Source organism: Methylocystis sp. (genome assembly GCF_021731785.1).
GTDB lineage: Bacteria > Pseudomonadota > Alphaproteobacteria > Rhizobiales > Beijerinckiaceae > Methylocystis.
Window position 1 is genome coordinate 36,182 of record NZ_JAKFWS010000035.1, and the last position, 13,781, is coordinate 49,962.

At 63.7% G+C, this 13,781-nt stretch carries 10 protein-coding genes and 5 pseudogenes; 1 reads left to right on the top strand and 14 read right to left on the bottom strand.

Annotation, left to right across the window (positions count from 1 at the left end; translation table 11 throughout):
• Positions 1-3: 3 nt before the first annotated feature.
• The 14 genes and pseudogenes from QZ964_RS07300 to QZ964_RS07365 form a co-directional block, all read right to left on the bottom strand.
• Positions 4-3,884 (bottom strand): annotated as a pseudogene (locus tag QZ964_RS07300) (glycoside hydrolase/phage tail family protein).
• A 137-nt stretch (positions 3,885-4,021) separates the two neighbouring features.
• On the bottom strand, positions 4,022-4,453 hold the full coding sequence (locus QZ964_RS07305) for an NlpC/P60 family protein (RefSeq protein WP_292530507.1): 432 nt from the start codon (positions 4,451-4,453) through the stop codon (positions 4,022-4,024).
• Positions 4,450-4,578 (bottom strand): annotated as a pseudogene (locus tag QZ964_RS07310) (phage BR0599 family protein); the annotation flags it as partial. The gene QZ964_RS07305 and the pseudogene QZ964_RS07310, both read right to left, overlap by 4 nt.
• A 208-nt stretch (positions 4,579-4,786) precedes the next feature.
• Positions 4,787-6,013 carry a phage major capsid protein gene (locus QZ964_RS07315; protein ID WP_292530510.1) on the bottom strand — a complete coding sequence of 409 codons (1,227 nt, stop codon included), beginning with the start codon at positions 6,011-6,013 and terminating at the stop codon, positions 4,787-4,789.
• Positions 6,014-6,166: 153 nt separating this feature from the next.
• A complete protein-coding gene (locus QZ964_RS07320; protein ID WP_292530513.1) occupies positions 6,167-6,742 on the bottom strand; it encodes an HK97 family phage prohead protease in 576 nt (191 codons plus the stop codon).
• The gene (locus QZ964_RS07325; RefSeq protein ID WP_292530516.1) at positions 6,742-6,918 is read right to left on the bottom strand and encodes a histidine kinase; all 177 of its coding nucleotides are present in this window, start codon (positions 6,916-6,918) and stop codon (positions 6,742-6,744) included. Before QZ964_RS07325 ends, QZ964_RS07320 begins: the two co-directional genes overlap by 1 nt.
• A complete protein-coding gene (locus QZ964_RS07330) occupies positions 6,915-7,103 on the bottom strand; it encodes a hypothetical protein (protein ID WP_014890962.1) in 189 nt (62 codons plus the stop codon). The genes QZ964_RS07325 and QZ964_RS07330 overlap by 4 nt, the downstream gene beginning before the upstream one ends.
• Positions 7,104-7,153: 50 nt before the next feature.
• A pseudogene (locus tag QZ964_RS07335) lies at positions 7,154-7,570 on the bottom strand (phage portal protein); the annotation flags it as partial.
• A 115-nt stretch (positions 7,571-7,685) separates the two neighbouring features.
• Positions 7,686-8,186: a hypothetical protein gene (locus QZ964_RS07340; protein ID WP_292530525.1), complete on the bottom strand. Its 501-nt coding sequence runs from the start codon at positions 8,184-8,186 to the stop codon at positions 7,686-7,688.
• Positions 8,187-8,262: 76 nt separating this feature from the next.
• Positions 8,263-8,766 (bottom strand): hypothetical protein, encoded by a 504-nt coding sequence (locus QZ964_RS07345; RefSeq protein ID WP_292530527.1) that lies wholly within the window; start codon positions 8,764-8,766, stop codon positions 8,263-8,265.
• Positions 8,767-9,027: 261 nt separating this feature from the next.
• A pseudogene (locus tag QZ964_RS07350) lies at positions 9,028-10,185 on the bottom strand (phage portal protein); the annotation flags it as partial.
• Between the two features lie 225 nt (positions 10,186-10,410).
• Positions 10,411-11,682, bottom strand: a complete 1,272-nt coding sequence (locus QZ964_RS07355; protein ID WP_292530537.1) for a terminase family protein — start codon at positions 11,680-11,682, stop codon at positions 10,411-10,413.
• A gap of 13 nt (positions 11,683-11,695) precedes the next feature.
• Complete coding sequence (locus tag QZ964_RS07360) at positions 11,696-12,238, bottom strand: hypothetical protein (RefSeq protein WP_292530529.1); 543 nt, start codon at positions 12,236-12,238, stop codon at positions 11,696-11,698.
• A 454-nt stretch (positions 12,239-12,692) separates the two neighbouring features.
• Positions 12,693-13,205 carry a YcgN family cysteine cluster protein gene (locus QZ964_RS07365; RefSeq protein WP_292530532.1) on the bottom strand — a complete coding sequence of 171 codons (513 nt, stop codon included), beginning with the start codon at positions 13,203-13,205 and terminating at the stop codon, positions 12,693-12,695.
• Positions 13,206-13,345: 140 nt separating this feature from the next.
• Here QZ964_RS07365 and QZ964_RS07370 point away from each other — a divergent pair.
• Positions 13,346-13,781 (top strand): annotated as a pseudogene (locus QZ964_RS07370) (penicillin-binding protein); the annotation flags it as partial.

Genomic DNA, 13,781 nt, shown 5'->3' on the forward strand with positions numbered 1-13,781 from the left:
TACCTATTGGACGGTGAGAGTCGTCGTCAGCGGAAAGCCGCGTCCGACCGTCGCGCTCATCTGATAAAGCGCGAGCGTCAGCTCGCTTTGCGGCGCGCCGAAATCGGCGACTTCATCGGCGGCTGGATAAAGTAGCGATGTTGCGGCGGCGATCAGGGTCCGCGTTCCGCTTGCTGGCAGCGCGATGTCGGCCTCATACAATTCGCTTGCCTCGCCAAGCGGAATGTCGAGCGCCTCCCAGGCGTCGGAGTCGAGGCGTCCGCGCCGCACGATGTCGATGACGACGCCCGACGGCGTGCGCCGCGCGCGCGCTTTGGCCGGCGGGTAGGGACGCAAAGCTTTGTTCGTGGCCGCGACCGTCGGCTGAACGAAGATCGGCTCCGCATAGTCGCGATCGGCGGGGCCGATCCGATAGGTGATCGGCGCGCCGATCTCGGAGACCTTGCGCGCAAGCGGCGCGATGGCGTCATTGAGCAGCACGACCGTCGAACCCGCCGGCGCATCACGAGTCGCGAGATGTTCTTGGCCGCCGAGTCCGCGTGTGAGCCGCGATAGCCGATAGGTCTTTTCGCCGACAAGTTCGGCCTGAGCGAAAGCGAAAATTTCCCACTCGTCGTCGACGCGGATCGCCATCGCCGTGCGTCCGGCAAGCGCCGCGAGATCGCCGACGGACGAGAGTTCTCCGGCGCCGATTGTTACGGTGACGACGTTTCCCTTGTCGAAGCGCCCGACAGGACCGGCGTTCAAAACATCGAGGGTCTCGCCGACAATCGCGCGCTTCCCGATGATCGCGACCTGTTCGTAGCCGCCCTCGAACGTCAGTCTCCAGATCGCGAGGGCGCCGGGCCATGGATCGGCGAAGGCCGCGACATAGGACAGCGACTCGTCGCCGCGCGCGAGCGCCAGATCGAGAATTTCCACCCGCGGCGGGCCGACCGTCTTCGGCGAAACGACGCCGGGGCGTCCGAGCAGCGGCGCCGCCGCATCGTAAACGGAAGCATCCGCCGCGCGGGCGCTCACATGCCGCGAAGCGCCATCGCTAATGCGCTGGATCTGAAACAGTCGGTCGCCGCCTGCGGCGCCGAGTCTGACGAGATCGCCGGGTTGCAGGGCGATGAGGCCCCGCCGTAGCACAAATTCCGCGGTGTCGCGTCCGATCCACAAGTCCTGGAGCCAGCAGTCAGCAAGCGTCTGCGCATTGGCGCGGTGCGTCATCACCGCCGCCTGCGCATCGCTTTGGCGCGCCGAAGGCCTTCGAGCCTGCGGGACAAGACCCGCGCCAGTTGGAAATCATTCTCGGAATCGGAGAAGGAGAGCGCAATCTCCTGCGGCAGTTCGCTTTCCTGCGCCCGGGTCAGCGTGACAAGCGACGCGGTTTTCCCGACAACGAGATCGTCTTCGCCAATGTCGCGCACCGGATTTCCGCGCCGCTCAACGAAGCGCAATGCGCCGGCGTTTGCCACGGCGTCAAAGCCGAAAAGCGCGGAAAGCGGATCGATCGCCTCGCGCGGCGACATCGGCCGCTCCAGGACGTAGCCGTCGAGAAAGCCGCCGACGTTTGGCCGTTGCGCAACGCCGTCGGGCGTAGAAACGGCGCCGGCGAGCGCCGGCAGCAGACGATCGAGCGGCGCGCCTTCGAGGCGCCCATTCAACCAATGGCCGGTCTCCCAATTGGCGGCGTCGCTCCAGGCGTCGCTTTGCGTCGGAAAGGCGGGAAAGGGGCGGGCGTCCCAGCACCAGATGTGCAGCCGCGCTGGATCGACCATCGGTCCGCCGTAGACGTTCGACGTCGGGTTGCGCGCGGCGGCGCCGGGCGAGGACGGATCGAAATGCACGATCATCGCTTCGATGAATCGCGCCTGTATGAGATCGTCGCGGCCGTTGCGCGAGAAATAGGGCAATCCGCCTTCGCTCGATCGCGGGTCCGGAAAAACATTCGGCGCATTGGCGCCGCGGTCGACGGCGGGACATCCCGTCTCGACGATCCAGATCGGCTTTGATTGAGGCGTCCATGCGGTTGGGGCGGCGAGCTCGGCGCCGCCGACGCGCTCAAAATGAGGCTGCGACCACCACGACAGCATGTCCTTCTGGCGGAAGACCCAGGGCTTGCCGAGCCCGTCGCTGATCGGCGTGCGAGTTTGCGCCGCGCGCGCAGTCGCATCGGCGTAATGCCAGTCATAGGCTTCGCCCGAGGCGACGCGCGATGTGAGATAGGAGAGATCGTAAATGCTCGCCGCTTGCTGCGCGTCGAGATGGGCGTCGCCGTCGCGCCAGTCGGAGAGCGGCCAGTAGACGTCGACGCCAACGAAATCCACGGCGCTCGACGCCCATAGCGGGTCAAGCGGAAAGCGCACTTCGTCGCTCGCAGGAACATGCGCGCCATATTCCGTCCAGTCTGCGGCATAGGAGATTTTGGTTTGCGCGCCGAGGATCGCCTTCGCTTCCGCGGCGAGGGCGGTCAGCGCCGTGACGGCGGGATATTCGCCTGGACCAGAGCGCACGCGCGTCAAGCCGATCAGCTCGGAACCGATGAGGAAGGCTTCGACGCCGCCGGCCGCGACGCAAAGATTGGCGCCATGCAGAATGAAATCGCGATAGCGCGTGAAGAATGCGTCGAGTTGCGCCGCCGCCGCGGCGCCCGCATCAGGCGAACCGGGCCTGCCCGGCGCCGGATCGCAAGTAATGCGTCCCCGCCAAGGAAACGCCGGTTGTCCGATGGCGCCTGTGTAAGGATCGGGCAGCGCATTGCCCGGCGGCACGTCCATCATCACGAACGGATAGAACGTCACCGCAAGACCGCGCGCCTTGAAGTCGGCGATCGCCGCGCTGACCGACGCGTCGCTCGGCGTGCCGCCGTAGGCGGAGCGTCCGTCGATTTGCGAAACGAGGCGCGCGGTCGAGCGAACCAGTCCGGCGACGGACCAGTCGGGCGGCCAGAAGCCGCCCAGAACGAAGGAGAATTGACCGATGGTCTTGAACGTCGCGTCGACGCGCGGCGCGATCGTGCAATGTTCGGCGCGAAGATCGTCGCCGAACCAGGCGACGACCAACGCGACGCTTTCGAGATTTGGACAGAGCACCTGCAAAGCGTCGATCGAGGCTGTCCAGTCGGTCGCGGCCGTCAACTGATGGCGGTTTTCCGCGGCGGTGGCGCCGGGCGAATAGAAGTTGAGCTTGAGGGCAGGGTGGTAGCCGGCTTCGGTCGCGCCGGGAATGAGGTCGACAGCGCGGATCAATGCGCCGAGGCCCTCGACGGGCTTCACGACTTCGAAAGTGAATTGCGGAATGCGATTGCCAAAGGTCGCCAGCGGAAGATCGTCAAACACGATATAGGCGAGGCCGCGATAGGCCGGCGCGTTCTCAGCTCCCTCTTTCGCCGCGATCAGCGGATCGGGCTCCTGATCCTCGTCGCCGGAATAAATGCGGATCGGCAGCGTCGTCATGTCGAGCTCCGATCCGTCGGCCCAAATGCGGCGCACGAAGGCGATGGGCCCTTCACACAGGCCGATCGCGAAATTCGCGGAATAGGAATAGGTGAATTCAACTTTGAGTCCGCCGCCTCCGCCGCCGCCTTTGCCTTGATGCTGCGTTTGCCCGAAGGAGACGTTGGCCCGTTCGAGGAAGCGCGTCGCCCAGATCATCTGACCGCCGATGCGCGCCCGGCCATAGACGCGCGGCACGCCGGCGCCTTCGGTGGAGGTGATCCCGTCCATGGATTTCAGCCGCGGACCGATCGAATAGCGCGGCGAGGCATGTGGTTGCAGAGCGGAGTCGATGAAGGAGCTGCCCAATCCGCCGATGAGCCGGCCGATCGAGGAGCCGACAGGTCCGCCGACCGCGCCGCCGGCGACGGAGCCAATCGTCTGCAGAACAAGAGTGGCCATGGGCGTCTCGAAGAATGTCATTCCCGACGCGCGCATCGCGCGCGATCGGGAATCAAGACTATTGCAGAGACTCGCGTGAGCGGCTCTGGATTTCCGGTCAGGCCTTCGGCCTGCCGGGAAAGACAAATTGGAAGCATTCAGTCAGTAACGCCGGGAAAGGCGAAGGCGGCGACAAGCTTCTTGCGCCAGTGCGCGCCGATCGCGACCTCCGCCACGCCGACTCCGGCATGCGCATGCGCCATATGCGTCGCCGATGTCGCGATCCCGAGATGTTTTGCCGGCAGAAATTCGCGAAAGCGAAACAGGAGAATGTCGCCCGCGCGAAAATCGCTCAAAGGGATCGACGTAAAATGCCGTTTCGCGGCATCAAACAAGGTCTCGGCGCCCGAGGCTTCAGCCCAGTCCGGCGTATAGGCCGGCGCCGCCTCCGGCTCTTCGCCGATGACGTCGCGCCAGACGCCGCGCACGAGCCCGAGACAGTCGCAGCCGACATGGATGAGCGACGCCTGATGCGCATAAGGCGTGCCTATCCAGCGCCGCGCCGCGGCGGCGATGTCGGCGCGCGTCATCGAAAGAAGCTCCCGCCGTCCATCGCCGGAGCGAGCGAACTTGGATAGGCGATGACCCGGTCATTGCCCGGCATGTGTGGGAAGCCGCGGAAGTTGACGATATTGTCGAACTTCAGACGACAGGTTGTCGGCGTCATCCGCGCAGCGACGATCAGCGCCTGGATCAGTTCATCTTCCTCCGCGCCGTCTTCGCGCAGCCATGATTTTGGGTCGGCGAGCGAGACAGGCTCGATCGCCGGCGCGCCGATCAGCATCGGTCGCATCGCGTTTCCTGCAGTTTCGAGAGAATAGGGCCGCGACCTTTTGGTCACAGCCCTCGATCGGGCGCGGCTGTTAGGACGCGGCGAATTTCAGAAGCTTGATCGCCTCGAAATTCTGCACGCCACCGCCGACCCGCTTCGTCGTGTAGAACAGCACATAGGGCTTGGCGGAGTAGGGATCGCGCAGCACGCGAATGCCGACGCGATCCACCACCACATAGCCGCGCTCGAAATCGCCGAAGGCGATGGAAAGCGAACCTGCGGCGGGATCAGGCATGTCCTCGGCTTCGACGACGGGAAAGTTCATCAGCGAGGCCGCGCCGTCGGCCGTCGCGGGCGGCGCCCAGATATAATCGCCGGTTGTCGTCTTGAACTGGCGCACCAGAGATTGCGCGCGCCGACCCATGACAAATTTGCCGTTCTGACGGAAGCCGGCGCGCAGCGCGTAGACCAGATTGACCAAGGCGTCAGAAGGATCGCTTGCCGCGAAGGCGCCGGCGGCGCCGGTCAGCACATAGCCGATATTGCCCCAAGTCCAACTCGCATCCGCGACGGTCGTGTAGGATAGAAAGCCCTTCGGCTTGTTCACGCCGTCGCCACTGACAAAGGCCGCGCCCTCCTGTTCGGCGAAGGCCGTCTGCACTTCCTCGGCGATCCATTGCTCGATGTCGACGACGGCGTCGTCGAGCAGCGCCTGAGTCGCCGCCGGCATGGCGTAGAGCTCCATCGCCGGGAAAGTCATATCTGCGAGCTGCTGATTATTGGTCTGCGGGCGCGGATCGGCTTCCGCGACCCATCCGGCGGCAGGTCCTGTCGTTGAAAAGGCGCGGCGCAGCGACGCGCCTGAGATTTCGCGCACACTGGAGATGGCGCGGATCGGCGAGAATTTCGCCAGTCTCCGCAATACCTCGCGCTCTGTCGGCAGCGGCACGAGATAGCCGCCGTCGGGGCCAGAGCCGCGCGACAGCGCTTTAGCTTCAAGCGCCTTGAGGCCGCTCGCTTCGCCGGAGCGCATGTAGTGATTGAAGGCGCTCTTATGTTCCCGGCCGCTCTGGTCGTCGACGGGCTTGCCCCCGATTCGCGGCCGAGACATTTCGAGCGCCAGGCGATCGAGCCGGCTCTTGGTTTCGTCGAGCGCGTGGTCGATGTGCGCGAGCTTTTCATCGGTCACGACGTCGACGCCGAGGCGGTTCTCAAGCTGCGTCAGACGCTCGTCGTTCGTCTCCTTGAAGGCGCTGAAAGCGCGATTGAGATCGGCGAGAATCTCGTCGCCGGCGGACTTGGTTTCGATTCCTGACATGTATAAAGCCTCATGCTTGGCGCCGGCGCGAAGAAATCCCGCGTGACTCGCGTCGCCGGGATGAAGTCGCGCGCTGGGGAAGTCCGTCTTGGAAAGAGCCGATTGCGCCCGACGGCGAGAGCGCGGATCGATTCGAGAAGGTTGAGCGGCCGCTCAGGAGCTTTGGGCAAGCCGCCGCAGCGCCTGCGCAAATTCAAGCGCGGCGCGCTGCGCTCTTACGCGCGAGAGTTTGGCGCCAAGCGCTTCCATGCTCGGCGCGCCGATGCGCGCCTGCGGCAGCATCGGAAAAGTGACGATTGAGATTTCCCACAGATCGATCTCATCGAGGCGGCGCACGCCGCTCGATTTTTCCGTCGTCGCGCGCAGCGTGCGAAAGCCGATGGAGAGGCCGTCGATCGCGCCCTTGCGCATCAGCGACAGCGCTTCGCGCGCCCGCGCCACCGACAAATCGAGGCGGCCTTCGACCTTTAGTCCGCGCGAATCTTCGACGATCGAGGCCCAAAGCCCGATCGGCTCGGCCGCCTGCTGCTGCCACAGCATTTTCACGCCCTGCGCGCCGCGCTTGATGAGCGAGCGCGCGAAGGCGCCGGCCATCACCATGTCGCCGCCTGAGTCGACCACGCCGAAGAGGCTGGCGTAGCCGGAGAAGACGCCGGCTTCAGTTGCCTGCAGCCGCGACAGCTCTGCGCGCTTTATTTCCGGGGCGTCAATTCTTCGCAACGCCGCCATCAGCTCTTCTCCGCCTGGGCGTTGATTGGCGCATGGCTCGCCGCGCGCGCCTCCGTGCGCAGCTGCGCCAGAAGTTCGACGAAGGTCTTAAAGACGGCGGAAGGGTCTTCCCGTAAGCGCGCACGGCGCGCGCGCGGACGTCTTACAAAATGCGGCAGCCAATTCTTCTGATTCATTGATCGCTCCTGCAACGTCGGTTGAAGCGCGCGAGTTCGCGCACGAAAGCGTCGAGGCGGCGCGTCGCCTCGCCGAGTTCCCGCAAGGCGAGATAGGCTTGCGCCGTGGCGGCGCAGGCCCAAAGGAACAGCGCGAGATGCGCGAGATCGCCGCGCTCCAAGATGGCGTTCAGAATGTCGGACATGGCGGTCGGATTTCCGGCGGGCGGCGCAAGTGTCGCGTCATTACCGACGCGAAGCCCGGCTGCAGCCAGGCCTGAAAGCTCTTCTGCACGCGCGCGACGAGCGACAGCACGGTCTGACGCCAGAAGGCGCGATTGGCTTCAGTGTAATTGCTGAACTTATTGTCGCCTGGAAGACCCAACAGCAGCGGCGGCACGCCGAAGGCGAGCGCGATCTCGCGCGCGGCGCCCGCTTTCGATTCGGTGAAATCCATGTCTTTTGGCGAAAGCGACAGCGCTTTCCAGTCGAGCCCGCCTTCGAGCAGCAGCGGCCTTCCGGCGTTTGTCGCGCCGGAGAAATTCTCCTCCAGCTCTTCCTTCAGCCGAGAGAATTGCGCGTCGGTGAGATGCGCGCCTTTCGGCCCCGCATAGACCAGCGCGCCGGAAGGCCGCGCGGAATTGTCGAGCGGCGCCTTGTTCCAAAAACTCGCGGGGTGTCTCGCCTAAAGATCGGCTAAGCCAATCGACGCAACGACTTGGTATGCTTCAACAGCTCCGTTCTCTCGCTAACGAAGCCTCGCGCGCCTCTCTTCAAAAGTGGGAAGCCTAGATCGAAATTTTCTTCTTGCCGGAGATCATATCGATCAAATCGGATTTCGAGATCCTCTGTCCACGGTCGGTAATGTGAATATAGCTGTCGGGAATATCGTCAAGGATCGCCTTGTCGACTTCCAAGCCGTTGCTCGCCAACAGGTGAGCGAGCACATATTTCGCGTCAAGGGCGAGCGCGCGAAAGCGATCCCATTCGTCGGCCAAGGGCGCGTTCTTGAGTTCCTCGATGGCTTCCATATCGCGGCCGAGGTGGCGCAGATTCTCGGCAATATGTTTAGAAACGGTCGATCGGCATCTACAGTCCGATTGAATCCCTCGCAGCACGTCGATGGCCTCGTCATGCCGGCCTTCTGCCGAAAGCGCGCTTGCGCGCCAGTGGGCGATTTGACCGCGCTCGTCCGGGTCGCGACCAGGGGACGCGCTATCGAGCATATCGTGCAGTGCTTTCCAGTCGCGCTGGCGGAAGAGTTCGCTGCAATTATTATGGATTTTCATCACAATCTCGCTCAAACGGCATTACCGCCACACGCAGCGCTGACGAAACCTCGCGCGCTCTTCAAAAGCGCGAAACTCAAATCGAACTTTTCTTCCTGCCGGAGATCAGATCCATCAAATCGGATTTCGAGATTCTCTGTCCGCGATCAGTGATATGAATATAGCCATCGGGAATATCATCGAGGATCGTCTGGTCGACTTCTAGCCCGTTGCTGGCCAAAAGGTGGGCGAGGACATATTTCGCGTCAAGGACGAGCGCGCGAAAGCTGTCCCATTCTTCGGCCAAGGGCGCGTTCCTGAGTTCCTCGATCGCCTCCATATCGCGGCCCAGCCGGCGCAGATTCTCCGCGATCTTTTTGGAAACTCTTGTCTGGCATCGGCAATCCGATCCGATTGCGCGCAGTGTGTCGATGGCTTCCTCATGCCGGCTCTCGGCGGAAAAGGCGGTCGCGCGCCAGTGCTCGATTTGGCTTCGTTCGTCCGGATCGCGGCCAGGGGAGGCGGTATCCAGCGCGCTATGCAAGGCTTTCCAGTCGCGCTGGCGGTAGAGATTGCTGCAATGATCGTCGATGTTCATCATAACACCCGTTCAAACTGCATTTCCGCCACACGCCGCGCTGACGAAGCCTCGCGCGCAATTTTCGACATCATTATAGCCGCCCGTCAATCCTAAGGGCGGATTTGGCAGGTCGAGTAGGTTCTCACAACGCTCTCGCGCCAATGCCCACTCTTCTGCGCAGATGTCAGCCAAGTCTAGCAAGTCATGACCATCGAGGCCAATGTCGTTCTTGTCGTCGCTGAGTCGATTCGACTTTCCGCGACAGCCGCACGGAGTCCGCGCCGGGCCGTAGCCCACCGCCTCGCGCTGTTCGTCGAGCGTGAGGAAGGCGGCCTTGCCGACGCGCTCCCATTCGCTTGCGCGCTCGCTCGCCAACGCTTCAAGACGGTCGGCGTTATAGTCGAGCCGGAAAGCTCCGAAGCCCGGCTGCAGCCAGGCCTGAAAGCTCTTCTGCACGCGCGCGACGAGCGGCAGCACGGTCTGGCGCCAGAAGGCGCGATTGGCCTCGGCATAATTGCTGAAGGTATTGTCGCCGGGAAGACCCAGAAGCAGCGGCGGCACGCCGAAGGCGAGCGCGATCTCGCGCGCGGCGCCCGCTTTCGACTCGGTAAAATCCATGTCCTTTGGCGAAAGCGACAGCGCTTTCCAGTCGAGCCCGCCTTCGAGCAGCAGAGGCCGGCCGGCGTTTGCAGCGCCGGAGAAATTCTCTTCGAGTTCTTCCTTCAGCCGAGAGAATTGCTCGTCGGTGAGATGCGCGCCTTCCGGCCCAGCATAGACGAGGGCGCCCGAAGGCCGCGCGGAATTATCGAGCAGCGCCTTGTTCCAGAAACTCGCGGCGTTATGCGTATCAAGCGCCACTTGCGCGGCGGCGAGCGGCGGAAATCCATAATAATCATCGAGCGGGTTGAAGAATTTGATATGCAGGATCGGTTTGATTCCTTCGCCGCGCATCTCGTAGCGCGCTTCCTGTCCGAGCGCGCGATAGACATAGGCCGCCGGCCAGCCGTTACGTCCCGCCTCAATGCTCATGCAGTCGGGCCGCAGCGCATAAAGTTCGCGCAGCGCGTCGTCGATCAGAACCGATTCGATATAGGCGTTTCCGTAAAGCAGCAGATTAGCGCAGATCGCCTCGATGAAGGAGGCGTTGGTGTCGAGCGGATTGGGACGCTCGATGAGAGAGATCAGCGGATGATCAATCGCCTCCTCGCGGCCCTCATAGACGAGCCAGGGCACTGAAGCCGCGGCTTCCGCCACCATGCGCACGCAGCGATAGCAGACGGCGTTGCGCTCATAGCCTTCGCGCGTCAGCGTCGTCGAATTGCGCGCGCTCCAATGCGGCTGTCCGAGCGCATGCATGGCGAGGAGCTTCGCCGCGCGCGAATATTTGGTTTCGCGCGCCGGCGCGACCGCGCCGATGAGTCGCGAGAGCAGTGAGGGCATGAAAGGTCCTTTGAAAGAAGGCGTCTCGCAGCGCGCCAAACCCCAAGCCCCTCACCGTACCTCTCCCCGCAAGCGGGGAGAGGAGGCGTCAGGCGTTTCGCGAAAAAACACGCGTTCGCTTGGTTGCCGAGGCGTTGCGTTGTCATCCCTTCTCCCCGCTCGCGGGGAGAAGTGAGATGAAAGGCTGGGGTTTTGTCCGAATGAAACGAACGGCGGCGAAACCGCTCACACCCTTTGCATCCGCGGCTCAGGCGCTTTCGGCGTCAAAGCCAGCGCGGTGATCGCCCAGACCAGCGCGTCGAGTCGGTCGGGACTGCGGCCGGATGAAAGTCCGTCGGCGGCGAAATCGCACATCTCGTCTTCGAGCGCCGGAAAGGCGCCGACATGTTTGACTCTGCCTTGTTCGTAAAGCTGCGCGACCGGCGCGGCGCGCAAATATTTGCCTCGCGTTGCGCGTGTCATCGTCACCGGGACGGAAGGATCGGCTTCGTTGAGCACGGCGCGCACCATTTCGCCGCCCTGATTGACTTCAGCGACAAGCGCGTCGGCGGAAAGCTTGTGATAGAGCGCGATCGCCGCCCGCGCCCATTGCGCCGGCCGCGCCGCCGACAATGTCGCGTCGGCGAGAACGTAAAGCGCGCCGCTCTCTTCAATGCCCGCAGCGACGAGCCCGCAATTGTCGGCGCGCTTGCCTGAACTTGCCGGCGGATCGACCGCGACGACCATGCGCTTTAGCGGCGGCGCCTCATGGACGCGGGCGCGCTCCAGCATGTCGCGCGTCCACAGCGCGTCCTTGCGCTCATCGAGGATTTCGCCGTCGAGTTCCTGGCGCCCCAATCGCGTGCCGGCATATTGCGCGACGACGCTTTCGAGAAAGGACGGCGCAAGATTGGCGGCGTTTTCGCGCGTTAAGGCGCGGGTCACGACGCTTGACGGATGTGCGATCAGCTCTTTCAGCAGCGGCAGCGGACGCGGGGTCGTCGTCACCAGCTGACGCGGCCAGTCGCCGAGACGCAGACCAAATTGCAGCATGTCCCATGTCTCCCTGGCGTAGCGCCATTTGGCGAGTTCGTCGCACCAGGCGGCGTGAAACTGCGGGCCGCGCAGGCTTTCTGGATCTTCCGCCGAAAAGGCTTGCGCCACGGCGCCCGAGTCCCAGACGAGCCGTCTGCGCGTCGTCTCCCAGCGCGGCCGCTCGCGTCGCCCATGCACCGCGAGTAATCCTGAGACGCCTTCGACCATCACTTCGCGAACGTCGGCCGCGGTCTCGCCGACAAGCGCGATGCGGCCGAGCGGGCGCGGCGAGAATTGCGCGCGTCCGAGCGCAAGCGCTTTCACCCATTCGGCGCCGGCGCGCGTCTTGCCCGCGCCGCGTCCGCCGAGAATGAGCCAGCTGCGCCACGGCGCGCCATTGGCGGCCAGCAGCGGCGGCCATTGATCGCGTCGCGCGACGAATTCCCAATCGTCGAGAAGCCGCGCGAGTTCTCTTGCGCTCAGTCCTTCGAGCGTCTCATTCAGCCGGCCCTGCGCCGCGCAGTCGTTCAAGCCGTCGAGCAAGCTCCGCGCGGAGTTCGGCCAATTCGCGGGGCGGTTCGTCGCCGCCTCGCTCGCTCGCGTCTCCGGCGTATTGGTCGCTGTCATCGTCTGCGTCGTTCTTCTTATCCTCGCTCTCGCGCCGCATGCGCTTCAATTCGGCGAGCGTCTTGACGAGGCTTGCGAGCGTGCGGGCGCTCGCCTCGATGGTCTTTGGCGCATGTTTGGCGAGCGCCGCTTCGGCGCGGGCGAATTCCTGCTCGACGGCGTCTTCGAGCCGCGCGATGAGCCGGTTCGCGTCGCGCGGTTTCTTCGCGGCGCGGTTACCCCCTTGCGTTTTTTTGGGCGCGCAGGCGGAAGCGCGCAGCGGCCAGCCGTTCTGTTCGCGAAAGCGGCGAAACTGCCCGACGCTCATGCCGAGCAGTTCGAGAATTTCGCCGATCGGCGTGACGCCCGAGTCGTAGAGAAGCTTCGCCTGCGCGATCTTTTCGTCGCAGGGCGGCGCGGATTTGGCCGCCATCAGCCAGTCTCCGGGAGAGTTCGCGGTTAGATGATTTTGATTTGCTAAACGTGCGATTTGCTCAAAGTGCTGCGGGCGTCATTCCGACCGCAGGCCTGATCGGGAATCCAGAGTCACAACAAGCGTCCTCGATGTCGTTCTGGAATTCCGATCGCGCTGCGCGTCGGGAAAGACATTATGGAAGCGTTTGACTCTCGCGCGTGTCGGGGAATGGCAGGCGCGTGCCTTTGAAACGACGCTCCAAAAAAGATCCCCTCGGCCTCAGGAACGCGCGAGCGTCCTAAGGCGCGAGGGGACCAGAAGGGCGCGGGGAACGGGAGGAGAGACGCCGCGCCCTTGAAACTCATTCGCGCCGCTCAAGCGCAATTTTGGAGCATGCATCTTCTCTACCGGAGCAGCGGCCGGCTATCAAGGAATAAAATCCTGTAGGCTGACAAAAATCCGCGCTGCCTCCCTAGTATCGCGCCTTCTTCGGCCAGCGCTTTGGCCACAGCCGGATGAAATCCGGCAGATCGTCGGTTTCGACGTCGTCCTCGCCCGCCTCGATCCGACCCTGCGCCGACACGCCGGCGCGACCGACGCTTGCCGGATCGCCGGAAATCAGCGGATGCCAGGGCGGCAGCGGCTTGCCCTGAAAGCGCAGGACATAGGCGCAAGTCGGCGGCAGCCAGCGAATATCCTTGAGTTTCTCCAGCGTTAGCCGCACGCAGTCAGGCACGTAGCGCCGCCGGTGCGCATAGTCGCCACAGCGGCAGCTCTCCTTTTCGAGCAATTTGCAGGCGACGCTCGTGTGATAGATCGCGCCGGTGTCCTCGTCTTCGAGCTTGACGAGGCAACAGCGGCCGCAGCCGTCGCAGAGCTGCTCCCACTCGGCGCGGCCGAGGTCCGAAAGCGGCTTTTCCCAAAACGGCGTCTCGGTCCGCGCGGGCGCGGCCGGTAGGGCATTTTCGCCTTTTTTTAACGCCATCCTTCTCTTTCGGCTTGCGCTTTGCGCGATAGAAACCATAACGCAATGTGGGTCGCGCGGACTGTCGTCAAGATGGTTTAAAAAGTGTTAAAGTCCACAAAGCGCCGGTAAGTATTATCGGCGCGAGGAGCATTTGAGCTGTGTTGAAGCGTTTCCAGGCTTCTGCGTTCGCCAAGCGCGTCAGGCGCATCCTGCTCGCGGTCGATGCGCTGATCGATTCCGCCATGTTCCAGAGCGGGCGGCGCGCCCGCGAGCTATACGAAGATTTCTCGACCTTCATGGAGCGTTTCCACGTCTCCGGCCTGGCGCGGGTCGGCGTGGAGCTGTCCTGCGAGGCGCTGACGCTCGGGCTTGGCGCCGGAATCGTCGCGATGGCGCTCGCCTCCTCGGCCTTTCAGATGACGAGCGACGAGAATTGGCTCAAGCAGACCGATCTCGCCGTCACTTTCCTCGACCGCTACGGCGCCGACGTCGGCCAGCGCGGCATCAAGCATGACGACGCCGTGCCGCTCGATCAATATCCTGATCATCTTATCAAGGCGGTGCTGGCGACGGAAGACCGCCGCTTCTACGAGC